The organism is Janthinobacterium sp. 13, assembly GCF_002749695.1.
Taxonomy (GTDB): domain Bacteria; phylum Pseudomonadota; class Gammaproteobacteria; order Burkholderiales; family Burkholderiaceae_D; genus Janthinobacterium; species Janthinobacterium kumbetense.
This window is the reverse complement of sequence record NZ_PEEQ01000001.1, coordinates 1955936-1973006: the sequence shown is the minus strand read 5'-3', so window position 1 is coordinate 1973006 and position 17071 is coordinate 1955936. Positions and strand designations below refer to the sequence as shown.

Sequence of the window (17071 nt, the reverse complement as noted above, 5' to 3'; positions counted from 1 at the left end):
GTCAGACCAGCCCCGTCAGGTAATACAGGGCAATGACGAGGAACACGGCCACCGTCTTGATGACGGTGATGCCGAAAATGTCGCGGTAGGACTGGCGGTGCGTGAGGCCCGTGACGGCCAGCAAGGTGATCACGGCGCCGTTGTGCGGCAAGGTATCCATGCCGCCGCTGGCCATGGCCACCACGCGGTGCATCACTTCCAGCGGAATGTGCGCCTGCTGCGCGGCCTGGATAAAACTGTCCGACATGGCGGCCAGCGCGATGCTCATGCCGCCCGAGGCCGAACCCGTAATGCCGGCCAGGGTCGTCACGGACACGGCCGCGTTGACGAGGGGATCGGGCACGCTGCGCAAGGTGTTGCTGACGGCAAGAAAACCGGGCAGGGCGGCAATGACGCCGCCAAAGCCATATTCGGAGGCCGTATTCATGGCCGCCAGCAAGGCGCCGCCCACGGCCGCCTTGGTGCCGTCCGCAAAGGCGGCGCGGATGCGCCCGAAAGCCGTCACGCAGACCAGCAAGATACCCAGCAACAAGGCGCCTTCCACGGCCCAGATACCTGTCACGGACGCGATCGACGTGGTCACGGGCGCATGCAGCCCTGGCAACGCCTCCGCGGTGAGCGAGTAACTGGCACCGTACCAGTGGGGAATCAGCCGGGTCAGCGCAAAGTTGGCCACCCCCACCAGCACCAGGGGCGCTACCGACAGCAACGGATGGGGCAGGTCGCCCACGTCGGCCTTGGCCTTTTCGGCCTCGGCCCCATAGCCTTCGCCCGTCGCCATGACGGAACGGCGGCGCCATTCGAGGAAAGCCAGGCCCATGATTACCGTCAGCACGGCGCCGATGGTGCCCAGCCACGGTGCGGCCCAGCCCGTCGTATTGAAAAAGGTGGTGGGGATGATGTTCTGGATCTGCGGCGTGCCGGGCAAGGTATCCATGGTGAACGAGAACGCGCCCAGGGCGATGGCGCCCGGCATCAGCCGCTTGGGAATATTGCTCTGGCGATACAGCTCGGCCGCAAATGGATACACGGCAAACACCACCACGAACAGCGACACGCCGCCATAGGTCAGGGCCGCGCACACGGCAACGATGACGGCATTCGCGCGCGAGCTGCCGATATAGCGAATGGCGGCCACGACGATGGACTGGGAAAAGCCGGACAGCTCGATGAGTTTACCGAACACGGCGCCGAGCAAGAAGACGGGGAAATACAGCTTGATGAAGCCCACCATCTTTTCCATGAAGATGCCGCTGAAGACGGCCGGCACGGCCGACGGATCGGTCAGCAGCACGGCGCCCAGCGCGGCGACGGGCGCAAACAGGATTACGCTGTAGCCGCGGTAGGCGGCCAGCATCAGGAAGGCCAATGCGGCCAGAACTATCAGGAAAGACATCGGTCAGGCCCTTGCGCGGAAAGTGATCAGGATACTAATGATGTAATTAGTATCATACTTCTCGGCAAGACACCAACGCGCAGGTCAAGGTGCAAGCAGTTGATGCAGGCGCAGTAAGGAGAAAGGGCTGGTCGGGGTGAGAGGATTCGAACCTCCGGCCTCTGCGTCCCGAACGCAGCGCTCTACCAGGCTGAGCCACACCCCGCTTTCGTTCATTACAGCAGATGGCGGGGTGGCTTTCAAGCGGTTGCATCAAGGTCTATTTCTTTTCCTGCTGGGCCTTCCTGATGTCCGCTTCGCTCACTTTCTTGGCTGGCGCGTTCGTCGCCGGCGAGGCGGGGGCCTTGCGGGTGGCGTTTGCTTGCGCCATGACGGCGGCGCAGTCCGTGTCGGGGGCCTTGTCGACGTTGACGAGTGGCAGCAGGGCGGCCAGCGGCGTGACGACGGTGGCCAGGGCCACGGCGGCGCCCGCTTTCAGGGCCAGCGGGCCTTTTTGCGGGCCCACGTCCGGGTTCTTGAACGTGCCTTTCGCGTACAGCGGCGTGCGCAGGGTGATGATGCGGGCGCCCTTGGTGCGCGGGCGCACGTCGAGGTCCAGGGTTTCGTGGGCCAGGTTGACGTTGCCCGTGACATTCACGACGGCCGTGTCCGTATCGAGCACGAAGCGGCGCACGTCGGCCTGGCCATTCGTGACGGCGAAGTCGCTGGCCATGCAATTGAGGTGCACTTGCTTGTCGCCAAAGATTTTTACGAAGACGGCGTTGGCCAGGTTCAGGCCGGCCAGTTCCAGCATGAACTGGCTGACGGAGCCTTCGCTGACGGTGGCCGCCAGTTCGCCATTCGCGCTGGCCAGCATGGCCGAGACGGAGTTGCCGTGGCCCGTCAGCGCCGCGTCGCCATACACTTCGCCGAAACTCGCTTGCATCGATTGCAGCTTGGGAAACAGTTCGCGAATTTTGAGGTGACGCGCCGCCACCTTGGCTTGCGCGGCGATGGTCTTTTGACGGCCGTCGAGCGTGATATTCGAGGTGATGTCGCCGCCGGCCATGCCGAAGTTGAGCGGCGTCAAACTCAACACCTTGTCTTTCATGTGGATATGGGCGACGATATCGTTGAACGGAATGTCGTGCGTGCGCACCAGTTTCTTGCCCGTGAATTTTACGTCGGCATCGAGCGCATTCCATTTTGCCGTGTTGAATTGTTCCACCGGCAAGGCTTTGTTGTCGGGTTGCACGGGCGCCTTGCCGCGCGCCTGTTTCTGCGCATTGCTGTCGGCGCCGATGGTGGGACCCAGGTCTTCCAGGCGCAATTGCTGCGACGTCACTTCACCGCGCAGCAGGGGACGCGGCTGGCGCGGCAAGTATTGCAGGGTGCCGGCCAGGTCGCTCTGGCCCACCGTGCCCTTGAAGTCTTGATAGGTCCAGTTCCAGGTGGCGCCGTCTTTCTTGCCCAGCAAGCGTCCCTTGGTGGCGTAGTCCGGCGTTTCCGGCAGCAGCACGCCCGTCAGCGGATACAGGTCGGCCATGCTGGCGCCGGCCAGGCTCAGCTGCAAATCGATGCCGGACAAGGAGCGCGGGTCCGTCAGGGTGCCGTCGATGCTGGCCTTGTTCTTGCCCAGCACGGCATGTGCCTGCACGGGATAGACGGTGTTGTTATCGGTCAAGGACAGCACGGCGCCCGCCTTGCCGCCGCCCGTCACGGGCGCCTTGCGATAGGTTCCGCCCAGGGTGAATGCGATGCCGTATTTCTGCATGGGCGCGCTGCCTGGTGCGTCGCCCGGCGTGGCGTCGGGCGCCGTCGAGCTGACCTTGGCGCGCACGTCCAGCGCGATGCCCTCGTCCAGATAACGGATGGCGCCGTCGCCGAAGGCCATGCGCTGGATTTCCACGTCCCATGCCGAAGGGCCGTTATCCTTGAAGGTCCAGCTGTTGCTGCCGTCGGTGCGCCGCTGCAGGGCGATGTTCGGCGCGTCGAGCGCCAGGTCCGTCAGCACCACCTTGTGCTGCAGCAAGGGCAATGGATGGAGGGCCACGTCGATGCGTTTCGCGCTGGCCAGCTGCGGGCCGGCCGTGGCCCAGTCCGGGTTGCTCATGCGCACGTCCTGCGCGCTGATGATGGGCCGCGGCACGTAGCGGCGCCAGCCGGGCTCCGTTTTCAGCCCTTGTTTCCATTTCACCTGCAAATCGCCGCCGATGACGAAGGTACGGCCCGTGCTTTCCGACACCTTTTCGTTGATGTAGGGGCGCGCGCGGTTCCAGTCGAAAGTCAGCACAAAGATGACCACGATGGCGACCAGGGCCAGCAGGGTGGCCAGGCTCCAGCCGAGGATTTTCAGGGGTGTCGAGCGTGTCATGGGATGCCGATCGCAGTGATTTTTCATCAAGGTAGACCGATAGGCCATGACAGTCGGTGCGCTAGGTTACGTAAGATAGGTAGCCAAGGCGTGTGGCTTGAAATAATTCAATAATTCGACTATTATTGAAATATGGAAAATATACAGCAAATAGCGAGCGGAGCGACACCGCTGACGAGTACTTCCGCCATCGTGGCCCTGGCGGCGCTGGCACAGGAATCGCGGCTGGCCGTGTTCCGCCTGCTGGTGCAAGCGGGGCCGCAAGGCATGGCGGCGACGAAAATCGCCGAAGCGCTAGCCATTGCGCCCTCGTCGCTGTCGTTTCACTTGAAAGAACTGGCGCACGCCAATCTGGTAACGGCAAGCAAGGCGGGCCGTTCCATCATCTATGCGGCCAACTATGCGGGCATGAACGGCTTGCTGGCCTTCTTGACCGAGAACTGCTGCGCTGGCGCGTCTTGCTGCGTCAGCGAACCACATTTACTGAAGGAAACGACGACATGACGATCACGATTTATCACAACACGGCGTGCGGCACCTCGCGCAATACCCTGGCCCTGATCCGCAACACGGGCGTCGAACCCGTCATCATCGATTACGTCAAGCATCCGCCTTCGCGCGAGGAATTGGTCGACCTGATCGCCCGCGCCGGCCTGACCGTGCGCGCCGTCATGCGCGACAAGGGCGCCCTGTACGACGAGCTGGGCCTGGCCAATCCTGAACTGAGCGATGCGGCCCTGCTCGACGCTATGCAAGCCTATCCTATCTTGATCAACCGCCCCATCGTCGTCACGGAACTGGGCGTGCGCCTGTGCCGGCCGTCGGAAAAAGTGCTGGAAATCCTGCCGCTGCCGCAGCAGGGCGCGTTTGCCAAGGAAGACGGCCAGGCCGTGGTGGGCGCCGACGGCAAGCCGGTGGCCTGAGATGGCAGACCTTGCCAACGAGTTGCCGAACATCAGCGCCGCGCACCTGGACGTGCCGGACCTGGACAAGCTGGCGCCGGCCAGCGTATCCACCCACGCGCCGCGCATCTTGCTGCTGTACGGTTCCTTGCGCGAACGCTCGTACAGCAAATTGCTGACCCTGGAGGCGGAACGCATCCTGCGCCACTTCGGCGCCGACACGCGCGTGTTCGACCCGCACGGCTTGCCCATGGTCGACAGCGTGTCGCCCGAGCATCCGAAAGTGCAGGAGTTGCGCGCGCTGTCGCTGTGGTCGGAAGGGCAAGTCTGGTGCAGCCCTGAGCGGCATGGCGCCGTCACGGGCGTGTTCAAATCGCAGATCGACTGGCTGCCGCTGGAAACGGGCAGCGTGCGGCCCACGCAGGGGCGAACTCTTGCTGTGATGCAAGTGTCCGGTGGTTCGCAATCGTTCAACGCCGTCAACGGCTTGCGCGTGCTGGGACGCTGGATGCGCATGGTCACCATTCCGAACCAGTCTTCCGTTGCCAAGGCGTACCAGGAATTCGACGATGACGGCCGCATGAAGCCGTCGCCGTATTACGAGCGCCTGGTCGACGTGATGGAGGAGCTGTACAAATTCACCCTGCTGGTGCGCGACCGCCGCGATTACCTGGGCAGCCGCTACAGCGAGCGGCTGGAAGCGGCGCCGGCCATCGTGCAGGAATTGGCGGGCGCGGCGATGGCGCACGAGCGCACGTAGCTTTTCTGCAGTGCATAAAAAACGGCGCCATCGGCGCCGTTGTCTTTGCTGTAGCGCAAATCGCGATCAGTGATTGCGGTCCACGGCAAACGAGCACAGTTGCAGCATGGATTGCTTGTAGACGCTGTCCGGCCAGCCGGCGATGGCATCGGCGGCGCGCTGGCCGGCGATTTCCGCCTGCTTGCGCGTGTAGTCGAGGGCGCCGCTGCTGGTGATGGCCGTCAGGACGGCGTCGAAATGCTGTTCGTCGCCTTGCTCGATGCAGCTGCGCACCAGTTCGCGTTGCTCTGGCGTACCGTTTTCCATCAGCCAGATCAGCGGCATGGTCGGTTTGCCTTCGCGCAAGTCGTCGCCCACGTTCTTGCCGATTTCCGCGGCGTCGCCTGCATAGTCGAGCACGTCGTCGATCAGCTGGAAAGCCGTGCCCAGCGAGCGGCCGTATTCGGCAGCCGCTTCGATATCGTCTTCGCTGGCGCCGGCGATCAGGGCGCCCAGTTGCGCCGACGCTTCGAACAGCTTGGCCGTCTTCGAGCGGATGACGTTCAGGTAGCTGTCTTGCGTCACGTCCGGATCGTGCATGTTCAGCAACTGCAGCACTTCGCCTTCGGCGATCACGTTGGTGGCGTCGGACAGGATTTGCATGACGCGCATATTATTCAGCGAGACCATCAGCTGGAACGAGCGCGAGTGCAGGAAATCGCCCACCAGCACCGAGGCGGCATTGCCGAACAGGGCGTTGGCCGTCTGGCGTCCGCGGCGCATCGACGATTCGTCGACGACGTCGTCGTGCAGCAGGGTGGCGGTATGGATGAATTCGACCACGGCGGCCAGTTCATGGTGCGCCGTGCCGCGATAGGCGTGGGCATTGGCCACCAGCAAGATCAGCACGGGACGGATGCGTTTGCCGCCTGCGCTGATGATGTATTCAGCGATCTGGTTGATCAGAATCACATCGGAGTGCAACTTTTGGCGGATCACCGTATTGACTGCGTCCATATCGGCGGCAATCGTTTGCACGATGGTGTTTTGGTTAACGTGTTTGTTAGCGTCAGACAAGGCGAACCTGCATTAGATTGTGGGTGCCGCGATTATACGACAAGGCTTGCGCGTGCGTGACGTTTGCCTATGACTGTAGAGCAATTGATTGATCTGCTTGGCACTGGCGCGCGTTTTGCTGTCCGCCTGGCGCAAGCCTGACATGATGGTCAGGTTGTCGACATACCACGATCGTCAAGCTTTGTGAATACTTTTTGACGCAATTTCTCAGTCCGTGTATAATCGCTGGTTCCCCCTGTTGTGCACGGCTTGCTTTTCATGGCAGTGGGACAAATTCTTTCAACATTTGATGAGGTTTCAAATCATGTACGCGGTCATAAAAACCGGTGGCAAACAATACAAAGTTGTCGCTGGCGAAAAACTTAAAGTAGAACAGATACCGGCAGACATTGGTTCCGAAATCACCATCGATCAAGTGCTCGCAGTAGGCGCGGGCGACAGCATCAAGTTTGGTGCTCCATTGGTCGAAGGTGCAACGGTACTGGTTACGGTTGTGGCGCATGGTCGCCATGATAAGGTCAAAATTTTCAAGATGCGTCGTCGTAAGCACTACCAAAAGCATCAAGGCCATCGCCAGAATTTTACCGAAATCCAAATCGTTTCGATCAACGGCTAATCGCCGCTGTTTGAATTAATCAGCTATCAAGGAGTCTTAAATGGCACATAAAAAAGGCGGCGGCACAACGCGAAACGGCCGTGATTCAGAATCAAAACGTCTGGGCGTTAAAGTCTACGGCGGCCAAGCTATCAATGCTGGCGGCATCATCATTCGTCAACGCGGCACCCCAGTGCGCGCCGGCGAAGGCGTAGGCATGGGCAAGGACCACACGTTGTTCGCGCTGATCGCGGGCAAAGTGAAGTTCGTTGTCAAAGGTGCTGGCTCGAAGCAATTCGTGACCGTTGTACCAAACGAAGCAGTACCAGCGTAATTCATCGCGGAGCGCCAGTTCGCTCCGCCATGATCGCATGATGTAAGGCGCAAGCCTTCAATCGAAAGGCTCTGCCCAAGGTAGAGCCTTTTTAGTTTTATGGCGGCAAAATTATGAAGTTTATCGACGAAGCAAAAATCGAAGTCATCGCGGGCGATGGCGGCAACGGCTGCGCATCTTTCTGCCGTGAAAAATTCCGGCCTTTCGGCGGTCCCGATGGCGGCGATGGCGGCAAGGGCGGGTCCATCTGGGCTGTCGCCGACCGCAATATCAACACGCTCGTCGATTTCCGTTTCTCCAAAATGCACAAGGCTCGCAATGGCGAGCCTGGCCGTGGCGCAGATTGCTATGGCAAGGGCGCGGATGACATCCACCTGCGCATGCCTGTGGGCACCTTGATCATCGACAACGCGAGCGGCGAAATCCTGGCCGATTTGACCGAACACGGCCAGATCGAATTGCTGGCCAAGGGCGGCGAAGGCGGCTGGGGTAATATCCACTTCAAGTCCTCGACCAACCGCGCGCCACGCCAAAAAGGCGAGGGCAAGGAAGGCGAACGCCGCGAACTGCGCCTGGAACTGAAAGTTTTGGCCGACGTGGGCCTGCTGGGCATGCCGAACGCCGGCAAGTCGACCTTCATTTCGGCCGTCTCGAACGCGCGCCCGAAAATTGCCGATTATCCATTTACCACCCTGCACCCGAACCTGGGCGTGGTGCGCGTGTCGCACGAGAAGAGCTTTGTGATCGCCGATATTCCCGGCTTGATCGAAGGCGCTTCCGAAGGCGCGGGCCTGGGCCATCAATTCCTGCGTCACTTGCAGCGTACGGGTCTGCTGTTGCACATCGTCGACCTGGCGCCGTTCGAAACCAACGTCGATCCTGTCAAGGAAGCCAAGGCGCTGGTGAAGGAATTGAAGAAGTACGACGAGTCGCTGGTCGACAAGCCGCGCTGGCTGGTGTTGAACAAGCTCGACATGGTGCCGGAAGAAGAGCGCAAGAAGATCGTCAAGGACTTCCTCAAGCGTTTTGCCTGGAAAGGTCCCGTCTTCGAGATTTCCGCGCTGAACCATCAAGGTTGCCCGGAACTGGTGAATGCGATTTACCAGCATCTGGAAGCGAAGAAACACAGCGAAAGCCGTGCCGAAGAGACGCAGATGACCGAAGAAGCGCGCGGTATCTCGTCGATCGACCCGGATGATCCGCGTTTCAAGATCCTCGACTAAGGCTTTACCCTGATGTCGGTACAGACGGCCGCTGCCGCGCCAGCGCGCAAGCAAGCGTGGCAGCGCCGTGTATTGCATCTGATCGCGTATGCTTACGGGCTGAGCGCGGTCGCCTGCCTGTTGTTCGCCGATGAAATGGCGGCCGGCATGGGCATCTTCCTCAATGGCGTCAATGGCTACAGCCAGTTCTACGCCACGCATGTCGGTGTCTGGGGCGCTACCGCGCTCCTGGCGCTGTTCGCGGCACGGCAGGGCGAACCGCCTGTCCTCGGCGATATCACAGCAATGTTGGTCCTGGCGCAGCCCGCCGGCCGTCTGTTCGCGGCCATCAGCTTCGGCTTGCCCCAGGGTTTTGTGTTGTTTATGTGCGCAATGGAGCTGACGGCGGGGCTGGCCTTGCTGCTGCTGCGTCCTGCGCGCTGACGTCTATTAAGTGAAGAGCGCCGCCCCATGGATTCCGTGATTCAAAAAGCTACCCGTATCATCATCAAAGTCGGCTCTTCGCTGGTCACCAACGATGGCCGCGGGCTCGACCATGCCGCCATCGCGCGCTGGGCCGCGCAGATTTCCGGCTTGCGCGCTTTGGGCAAGGAAGTGGTGCTCGTCAGTTCCGGCGCCATCGCCGAAGGCATGCTGCGCCTTGGTTTCGAGCGGCGCCCCACCGATATCCACGAATTGCAGGCCTGCGCCGCCGTCGGCCAGATGGGCCTGGCGCAAATCTATGAAAGCAGCTTCCGCGCCCACAGCCTCGGCACGGCGCAAGTGCTGCTCACGCACGCCGACCTGGCCGACCGCGAACGCTACCTGAATGCCCGCTCCACCCTGACGACCCTGCTGCGCCTGGGCGTGGTGCCGATCATCAATGAAAACGACACCGTCGTCACCGATGAGATCAAGTTCGGCGACAACGATACCCTGGGCGCCCTGGTCGCCAACCTGATCGAAGCCGATGCGCTCGTCATCCTGACGGACCAGCACGGCCTGTTCTCGGCCGACCCGCGCAAGGACCCGACCGCCTACCTGATCACGCAAGGCATCGCCGGCGATCCGGCCCTGGAAGCGATGGCCGGCGGCGCCGGCAGCAGCCTGGGCCGTGGCGGCATGCTGACGAAAATCCTCGCCGCCAAGCGTGCCGCCAAGTCCGGCGCGCATACGATCATCGCCTGGGGCCGCGACAGCGACGTGCTCAGCCGCCTCGCCCAAGGCGAAGCGATCGGCACGGAGTTATTGGCACAAACGGGGCAATTGACGGCGCGTAAGCAGTGGATGGCCGATCATCTGCACACGGTCGGCGCCGTCGTGCTGGACGCGGGCGCCGTGCAAAAGCTGCGCCAGGAAGGCAAGTCCCTGCTGCCGATCGGCGTGATGGGCGTGAACGGCGAATTCGGCCGCGGCGCCGTCATCACCTGCGTCGACGTCGACGGCGTGCCCGTGGCGCGCGGCCTGTCCAACTACACGAGCGGCGAAGCGCGCCGCATCATGCGCAAGCCGTCCACCGAAATCGAAGCCATTCTCGGTTACATGGAAGGCCATGAGCTGATCCACCGCGACAATATGGTGTTGCTGTAAGCGATAACGGGGCCGATGCCTGCATCGATCCCGGCCTACAGTTGCCCGTAACGAAATCCCATTCCCAGCGCCAGCGGCCATTTCAGCCACAGCAGCAGCAGCAGTCCCCCATACCATAGCGTGAAGAACCCGTGCACGAGCGGCGCTGGCAGGTAGCGCAAGAGAAATTGGTACACCTTAACTCCCAGGTAACAGTGGTGCGAACAGCACCGTCAGGCAAGACCAGGCCGTTTGCAGGTCCGGCGTCGACGTCAGCGCGAAGCTCAGTATGACAAATTGCAAGGTCAAAAACCAGCTGGAGAGTCGCCACAGGGCGTAGCGGCGCAACGGCTCCGCCCATGGCATGTGCTTGCCCCACAGGTGGGCGATGGCCAGGCCGACGCCGTGGAACAGGCCCCAGGCCAGGTAGCGCGGCGACAGTTCATGCCACAAGCCCAGCACGATCATGCTGCCCAGGCTGGCAAACAGGTATTGCCGCGTGCGCGTCAGGATGGGCCGGAAAACGAAATCGCGGCACCATTCCGACACCGTGATGTGCCAGCGCCGCCAGAAATCAGGCAGATTACGGGCAGCAAAAGGAAAGTTGAAATTTTCCGGCACGCGTATGCCCAGCAGCGCGGCGAAGCCGATGGCAATATCACAATAGCCCGAGAATTGCCAATACAGGTTCAAGCCATAACCGAGCAAGGGCAGATAGGCATCGAGCCAGGCGTAACCGGTCGACAGGTTCAGGTTGTTGAGCTTGAAAGTGAGTATGTATCCCGCCAACAAAACCACTTTGCAATAGCCGTACAGCATGCGCTGCAGTGCTGGCGAGGCGAGTTGGCTGTCCCAGCGCGCGCGCAGTAGTTCCATGCGGAAGGCATCGTAACGCTGGATCGGGCCGACGGCCAGGGTGGGCGGGAAGAGCAGATAGCCCAGGGTCGTGCCGGCGCGGCCATCGCGCGCGATGCCACCGCCGCCATGCTCGGCGATCAGGTGCCAGGCCTTCAGCGAGACGAAGGCGTAGCCCAGGTAGGCGGCCATGCCATGGCCGGCTTTCGCGTACTGGTAAGCCAGAAAGGCGAGCAAGACACCCGTCAGGCCCAGCGTCTGCATCAGGGCCGGGCGCCGCCATCGGGGGCCGCAGATGAAGGCCAGCCATGCCAGCAATGCACCCCAGGCCGCCATGCTGGCCCAGCCATCATGCCATAGCAGCGCGCCGCCTGTGGCCACCAGCAGCCAGGGGCGCCAAGCCACTGGCAAACGCCAGTAAAGCACGACCAGAACAAGCATGCACAGCATGCCAAAAATTGTCAGCCACACCATGTCAACCCCTGTCCCGCAACTGCCGTAACTGGGTTTGCCACCAGGCAGCGAACTGACGCGCGCCCTGCGTGTTCAGATGGCTGGCGTCGCAATAAAGGTTTTGTTCGGTGAGTGCGGGCGAGGCTAGATAGATGATGTTTTGGCTCGCAGGCAGCAATGCTTGCAAGCGCCGCTGCCAGTCTGTCTTTTGTTGCGCCGTCTGTTGTTCAATCAGCAATGATCGCCTCACATCGAGCAGTATTACCCGCACGCCCCGTTGCGCCAGCGTGGCAATGTTGTTGATCAGTGCAGCATCGAAGGTGCTCTGTCGATACAGATTTTGTAGTTCGGCAGCATGCTGCCGTATTTGTGACGCGCTTAATTTCTTCAGCTCCGGGCCGCAGGTAAATGCAAGTTCCTGATCATTGCGCTCCCAGTATCGCGGTGGCGAGGCAAGTTTGCCAGTGGTGAGCAATGAAGCAGCTTGCTTGCCCCAGTGCCAGACATCTTCGCGTAGTTGATCCATTGTCGCGTTGCCATCATCTGGCAAGAACAGGTTCTGTTCGAGGACCAGCACCTCCGGTGGGCGGCTGCCAAGGGTGGCGAGGCTCGATTGCAAATAGCCGATACCTGCGCCGCCTTTTGTCATCCGCATCCAGGCGATGTCCGGCAGCTCGGCACGCTGCACGCTGGCTATTTGCGGGGTGGCGGCATGGAGCAGGGACGAACCCAGCGCCAGCACGCGCCATTTCCCTTCCGGCCTGGGCGCGTCGAGAAATGTTTTCGTCTGGCCTGCAATCGTATTGTCGTAGCGTGGGCCGGGCACATGACGCAGCAGCATGCATAGTCCGACCACGCCAGCTGCCAGCGCCGCACTGTATGGCCAGATGCGCAGAGGAAGTGCGTTCGCCATCTCAGCGCGTCAGCCGCTTGATCAGTTGCACGGTGGCGTCCATGGTTTCCATATGCACCACATCCGATGGACTCAGACGCACCTTGAACAGCGTTTCCAGGCCGATCACGAAGTTGATATGTGCCAGCGAATCCCAGCCTGGCGTATTGGCGGGGCCTGAATCCCCCTTCAGCGCACTTGCCGGTAAATTGAACAGGTCCGCGGCCAGCGCAAAAATGTCTGCCTGCTGATCGCCGTGGGCGCTTGCTTCCTTGGGCGTAAGCGATAGCGCGTGCTGCAACTGTGCCGTGATGACCTTGCCTGACGGCGTGCGCGGCAATTGGCCGGTAAAACTAATGCGTTTCGGCAATTCGTGTGCACCCAGATGTTGGGCGCAATGCAGCAGCAGTTGCTGGTTGTCCGCCTCCATGCCAGGGCGCAATACTACGCAGGCGACGGGGATTTCGCCCCACGTCGGGTCAGGCAAGGCGACGGTTGCCGCTTCCAGTACGGCCGGGTGTTGCATCAGTACGCCATTGATGGCTTCCGGCGACAGATTGTAGCCGCCACAAATGATCACGTCCTTGATACGCCCCGTGATCCAGTACACGCCATCGCTGTCGCGCCGTGCCAGGTCACCCGTATGCAGCCAGCCATTGCGCAGGACGGCAGCGGTCGCTTGCGGATTGTCCAGGTAGCCCTGCATCAGGTTGGCACCTTGCAGGCACAGTTCTCCGGCCTCGTCGCAGCCGGCCTCGCTGCCATCGTCTCGCAAGATTTTTGCCAGCATGTCGCGCGGCATGCCCACGCTGCCGATCTTGTGGCTGGCCGCGTCTGGTCCCGCATAGAGGCCGCAGGTTCCCGTTTCACTCAAGCCGTAGGTATTGATGAGCTTTACATTGAAACATTGGCTGAAGCTGGTCCAGGTAGCCGCGCTCAAGGGGGCGCTGCAGGAAACGGCGAAGCGGAAATGGCCATTCTCGAAGTTTTCCGCCAGGTGGGCGCCATATTGCTGCATCAGGGCCAATGCCGTGGGCGCGGCGATCAGGTGCGTGACTTGTTCGCGGTAGATCGCAATGAGGATGCTCTCGATGGCGACAATGCTGAATGGTGCAGGACGCACCAAGGTACAGCCGCGTTGATAAGCCAGCAGCACGCCTTGTACCAGGCCATCGGCATGCGATAACGGCATCAGGTTCAGCAGGCGTGATGCGGGCGTCAGTGCGTAATGTTCGCCGATCGTCCGCAAATGCGCGAGCAGGGCGGGCCAGTGCATTTCCACGCCTTTCGGACGGGCCGTACTGCCGGAGGTGAACACGACATAGGCAGGCCCCTCCTGTCTTGCTGGCGGCAACGGTGCCGGAGCGGGAGCGGACAGCAGGCCAGGCCAGTTGTCCAGGTCGGCTGGCGCCCGCCGTCCCAGCAGCTTGTTCAGCAGCAAACCCTTGGCCTGGACAGCGCCGACGCGTATCTGCTGCGCCGGCAGAGGGACATCCTCCGCGCGCCACAGGTCGATGGCGTCCGCATCGGCAATGACGCCATCGATATGCGTATGCTGCAGTAAATCCCTGACTTGCCGCACCGAGGTTCCCGGATCGAGCAGCAGGGGAATCGCGCCGGCCCGCATGCAGCCGAGCAACAAGGGCGCATAGGCCAGATCGTCGCGCACCATCAGCAGCACGCGTTTATTGTGCAGTTCGCTGCTGATCAGCCGGGCAGCCACTTGCAGGATTTGTTCCTCCAGATGGCTATGCGACAAAGACTTGGGGCCGATCAGGAATGGCGTATTCGCAGGTGTGGGACGAGTCTGAAACATGGTGAGCGTATCTGTTATGGTGTGATTGAATGGGCCAGCGCGCGGCGGTCGAGTTTTCCTGCGGCCGTGTACGGTAACGCTGCCTGGATGCGCAGGTCACGGGGGAATGCCTCGATTTGCGCGTGCTGGCGGCAATAGGCGACAAAAGCGGGTAATTCGAAGCCGCCGTCGACCACCAGCATGCCGATCAGTCCCTGTGGTCCTGCGGTGATGGCGGCTTCCCTGACGTGTGGATAGCTGCACATCGCCCGTTCCAGCGGGGCAGGGTGGACGATGTCGCCATATTCGTTCTTGAGCTGGTCGTCGTGCCGGCCCAGCAATGTAATGTTGCCGAGGCCATCGTGGCTGGCAATATCGCCAGTGAAGATCCAGCCATCGCGGGCGATGGACGCCGTTTGCGCCGGATCGCGCCAGTATTCCAGCATGAGCTGGTTGCTGTGCACGCGCAATTCCCCTGTTTGTCCTTCTCCGAGCGGTATGCCCCTGTCATCGCAGATTTGCACGATGGCGCCGACGGCGCGGCCGCAAGCTTGCGTGGCACCGGGCGCGTGCTGGAACAGCATGCACAGCCCCCCCGTTTCCGTCAGTCCGTAATAATCGATGATGGCGAGCCGCATGCGCTCGCTCAAGGCCGTGTGCAGCGACGTTTGCAGGGGCGCGCCCGTGGAAATGATTTGCCGCAAGCTGGCCGGGTGCAGGGTCAGGTGGGCCGGCAGCAACTGCAGCATGGCTAGCCAGGCGGGACCTGTCGCCAGGACGGTCACGCCATGGCGCTGGGTCGCTTGCAAGGTCTTGCCGACATTGCCCCGTTCGTTTTCATCGGCCAGATACACGCTGGCACCGGCAAACAGGGCGGCGACCATGGGGTTGCGCAAGCCGCTCATGGTGTGGCAGTCGCCCAGCGACAGCAGGATGTCGCCATCATGCCAGCCAAATTCCGTCGCCGCCAGCTGGCCGCTCTGCATGAGGGCGCGCTGGCTGTGGACGACGCCCTTGGGGATGCCAGTACTGCCAGAAGTAAACAGGATCACGGCAGGATCGTCGGGGTGGACGGCCTGTCCGGGCAGCTCCGGCGTCGGCGGCAGCTCCATCCAGCCTTCCAGCAAGGCTGATAATTCAGGCAATGCGCAATCTGGCGGCAAGACCGCCGCCGCTTCCTCGCCGATATCGTCGAGCAGCAGCGCCGGGCAGCTTGCCAAAGCGGCGGCGCCGTGACGGGGATGATCCAGCACCAGCAGGGCGGGAGCAATGCGTTCCAGCAAGGGTTGCAGCAAGGCGGGCGTGTCCGTCAATTCCTTGCGCAAGGGAACCACGACAGCGCCGATGCGCCAGCAGGCCCAGCTGAGCAGTACCGCTTCAGGGTGGTGGGCACACAGCATGGCGACGCGGTCACCTGCCCGCACGCCCATCGCCAGCAAGCCCCGTTGCAACGCCGGCACGAGTAGCTCGACTTCGGCCCAGCCAAAGGCGCTGTCGTCCATGCCGCACAGCAGGAGCGGGCGCTGCTGGTACAGCGTGGGCAGTAATTGCCACAGATACTCAAAGGTTTCTTCCTGTGGCAGCGGACGCACGATCTGGCTGGCATAGTACGATTGCAAGCGTGCCATGGCGCCGCTGATGGGGGCCATCTGCAGCAGTTCCATATCGACCATGTTTCTGGCTTGCTGGCAAACGTATTCCACTGGCAGGCGCAGGCGCTGCGCCACTTGCTCCAGGGTACGTAGCTGGCCCAGCTGGAACAGGATCTGCAATTCTTCAGCGCTCAGTTGTCGTGGTCCGAGGCGCGCCAGGCGTTCCGCATAACAAGGATGGCGCACCAGCAAATCTTGCATCAAGCCACCCAGCGCATCGGTATCGGGCACACACCAGCCGTTCAAGCTGTCGAGCCGCAGCACGGCATTGACGACGGCGCGCGATGCGGGCAATGCCAGGTCGAGATCGGCCTGGCGCAGGGGCGCCCCTTCCCATGCGGGAGGCACCAGCGCCACGACGCCGTTGTAGTGTGCAGTGTCCGGTTCGCCATGCAACTGTCCAATGGCGTCGAACAGGGTTACCTCCGACATCACCAGCGTCTTGCGTTCGCCGCGTGCTTGCGCAGCATCAAAGCGCTGCTGGTAGCAACGGCCGTGAATAATGTTGCCGCCGCGCTCGAAGTACGGCGTGGGCTGGCTATTGGCCATGTGTACATGCGGGAAGATGATCGGCGCATCGCTGCGGGCGATGCGCAGCATGTCGCCGGCGAAGGTCAGTGGCGCATAGCGATGCAGTGAATCAAGGCCATGAATCAGCGCGAACGTGCCGTCGCGAAAAGGCATGGGACTACCCGGCGGCAAGAAAATAATGTCATGGTTGGGCGCGCGCTGTCCAGCGGGCAACCAGTGCGCATATCCCATGTAGCCGAGCACATCGAAGTTGCCTTCCCATACAGAAATGACATGTTGCTGGGGAAACGCCGCAGCCAGCATTTCGCCACTCCAGCCCGTTCGGCCCCAGGTGTCGAGAATGAGGTCGCCAGGTTGCAAATGCTCCCTGATCAGGTCCAGCAAGGCATAAAAGGCGCGGGTGGATTCATTGAAGGGTTGAAAGGCGGCGTAGCGGTCGGGAATGCGGCGCACATGGCGGCGGTGCATGAAGGACAGATAGTCGGCGCTGGGCGTCAGCTGGGCACGCAGCGCCGGCAGCATATGGGCATCGCCGCCTTGCCGTGCTTCCGTAAAGAGCACAAAGCCTTGCACGACGGGAACGGTAATCGCGCACGCCGGACAGCTCAATATCGCTTCCAGCAACGGTGCCGACGCCTCGGCTGGCGTGTTGCTTTGCAGGGGCTGTCGGCAGGCGGGGCAAGCCAGGGTATCTAGTGTCGTTTGCAACATGGTGTCGCCGTTCGT

15 protein-coding genes and 1 tRNA gene are annotated in these 17071 nt (G+C 61.8%); 8 read left to right on the top strand and 8 right to left on the bottom strand.

Features of this window, described 5'->3' with window-relative positions:
* Position 1: 1 nt before the first annotated feature.
* The 3 genes from CLU94_RS08610 to CLU94_RS08600 all read right to left on the bottom strand — a co-directional run bounded on the left by CLU94_RS08610 (position 2) and on the right by CLU94_RS08600 (position 3749).
* Positions 2 to 1396 (bottom strand): GntP family permease, encoded by a 1395-nt coding sequence (locus tag CLU94_RS08610; RefSeq protein ID WP_099665336.1) that lies wholly within the window; start codon positions 1394 to 1396, stop codon positions 2 to 4.
* A 128-nt stretch (positions 1397 to 1524) separates the two neighbouring features.
* A tRNA-Pro gene (locus CLU94_RS08605) sits at positions 1525 to 1601 on the bottom strand.
* A gap of 54 nt (positions 1602 to 1655) precedes the next feature.
* On the bottom strand, positions 1656 to 3749 hold the full coding sequence (locus CLU94_RS08600; RefSeq protein WP_099665335.1) for an AsmA family protein: 2094 nt from the start codon (positions 3747 to 3749) through the stop codon (positions 1656 to 1658).
* Positions 3750 to 3881: 132 nt separating this feature from the next.
* On the opposite strand from CLU94_RS08600, the gene CLU94_RS08595 reads away from it, so the two are divergent.
* The 3 genes from CLU94_RS08595 to arsH are packed head-to-tail and all read left to right on the top strand — an operon-like array spanning position 3882 to position 5411.
* Positions 3882 to 4253 (top strand): ArsR/SmtB family transcription factor, encoded by a 372-nt coding sequence (locus CLU94_RS08595; RefSeq protein ID WP_218965281.1) that lies wholly within the window; start codon positions 3882 to 3884, stop codon positions 4251 to 4253.
* Positions 4250 to 4672, top strand: a complete 423-nt coding sequence (gene arsC, locus CLU94_RS08590; RefSeq protein WP_099665334.1) for an arsenate reductase (glutaredoxin) — start codon at positions 4250 to 4252, stop codon at positions 4670 to 4672. The genes CLU94_RS08595 and arsC overlap by 4 nt, the downstream gene beginning before the upstream one ends.
* Before the next feature lies 1 nt (position 4673).
* Entirely contained in the window at positions 4674 to 5411 is a 738-nt protein-coding gene (gene arsH, locus CLU94_RS08585; RefSeq protein ID WP_099665333.1) for an arsenical resistance protein ArsH, read from the top strand.
* Positions 5412 to 5477: 66 nt separating this feature from the next.
* Here the strand turns inward: arsH and ispB are convergent, their stop codons facing one another.
* The gene (gene ispB / locus CLU94_RS08580) at positions 5478 to 6467 is read right to left on the bottom strand and encodes an octaprenyl diphosphate synthase (protein ID WP_099395339.1); all 990 of its coding nucleotides are present in this window, start codon (positions 6465 to 6467) and stop codon (positions 5478 to 5480) included.
* A 304-nt stretch (positions 6468 to 6771) separates the two neighbouring features.
* Here ispB and rplU point away from each other — a divergent pair, with 304 nt between their 5' ends.
* The 5 genes from rplU to proB all read left to right on the top strand — a co-directional run bounded on the left by rplU (position 6772) and on the right by proB (position 10188).
* Positions 6772 to 7083: a 50S ribosomal protein L21 gene (gene rplU / locus CLU94_RS08575; protein ID WP_034754730.1), complete on the top strand. Its 312-nt coding sequence runs from the start codon at positions 6772 to 6774 to the stop codon at positions 7081 to 7083.
* Positions 7084 to 7123: 40 nt separating this feature from the next.
* On the top strand, positions 7124 to 7396 hold the full coding sequence (rpmA, locus tag CLU94_RS08570; RefSeq protein WP_070219281.1) for a 50S ribosomal protein L27: 273 nt from the start codon (positions 7124 to 7126) through the stop codon (positions 7394 to 7396).
* Positions 7397 to 7509: 113 nt separating this feature from the next.
* Positions 7510 to 8619 carry a GTPase ObgE gene (gene obgE / locus CLU94_RS08565; RefSeq protein WP_077400162.1) on the top strand — a complete coding sequence of 370 codons (1110 nt, stop codon included), beginning with the start codon at positions 7510 to 7512 and terminating at the stop codon, positions 8617 to 8619.
* Positions 8620 to 8631: 12 nt separating this feature from the next.
* Positions 8632 to 9042, top strand: coding sequence for a hypothetical protein (locus tag CLU94_RS08560; RefSeq protein ID WP_035825091.1), 411 nt, complete (start codon positions 8632 to 8634; stop codon positions 9040 to 9042).
* 27 nt (positions 9043 to 9069) lie between these two features.
* Positions 9070 to 10188: a glutamate 5-kinase gene (gene proB / locus CLU94_RS08555; protein WP_099665332.1), complete on the top strand. Its 1119-nt coding sequence runs from the start codon at positions 9070 to 9072 to the stop codon at positions 10186 to 10188.
* Between the two features lie 177 nt (positions 10189 to 10365).
* Here the strand turns inward: proB and CLU94_RS08550 are convergent, their stop codons facing one another.
* The 4 genes from CLU94_RS08550 to CLU94_RS08535 all read right to left on the bottom strand — a co-directional run bounded on the left by CLU94_RS08550 (position 10366) and on the right by CLU94_RS08535 (position 17056).
* Positions 10366 to 11427: an MBOAT family O-acyltransferase gene (locus CLU94_RS08550; protein ID WP_180278620.1), complete on the bottom strand. Its 1062-nt coding sequence runs from the start codon at positions 11425 to 11427 to the stop codon at positions 10366 to 10368.
* A gap of 70 nt (positions 11428 to 11497) precedes the next feature.
* Positions 11498 to 12388 (bottom strand): hypothetical protein, encoded by an 891-nt coding sequence (locus tag CLU94_RS08545; protein ID WP_099665330.1) that lies wholly within the window; start codon positions 12386 to 12388, stop codon positions 11498 to 11500.
* A gap of 1 nt (position 12389) precedes the next feature.
* The gene (locus CLU94_RS08540) at positions 12390 to 14183 is read right to left on the bottom strand and encodes an AMP-binding protein (RefSeq protein ID WP_099665329.1); all 1794 of its coding nucleotides are present in this window, start codon (positions 14181 to 14183) and stop codon (positions 12390 to 12392) included.
* Positions 14184 to 14197: 14 nt separating this feature from the next.
* The gene (locus tag CLU94_RS08535) at positions 14198 to 17056 is read right to left on the bottom strand and encodes an AMP-binding protein (protein ID WP_099665328.1); all 2859 of its coding nucleotides are present in this window, start codon (positions 17054 to 17056) and stop codon (positions 14198 to 14200) included.
* Positions 17057 to 17071 lie beyond the last annotated feature (15 nt).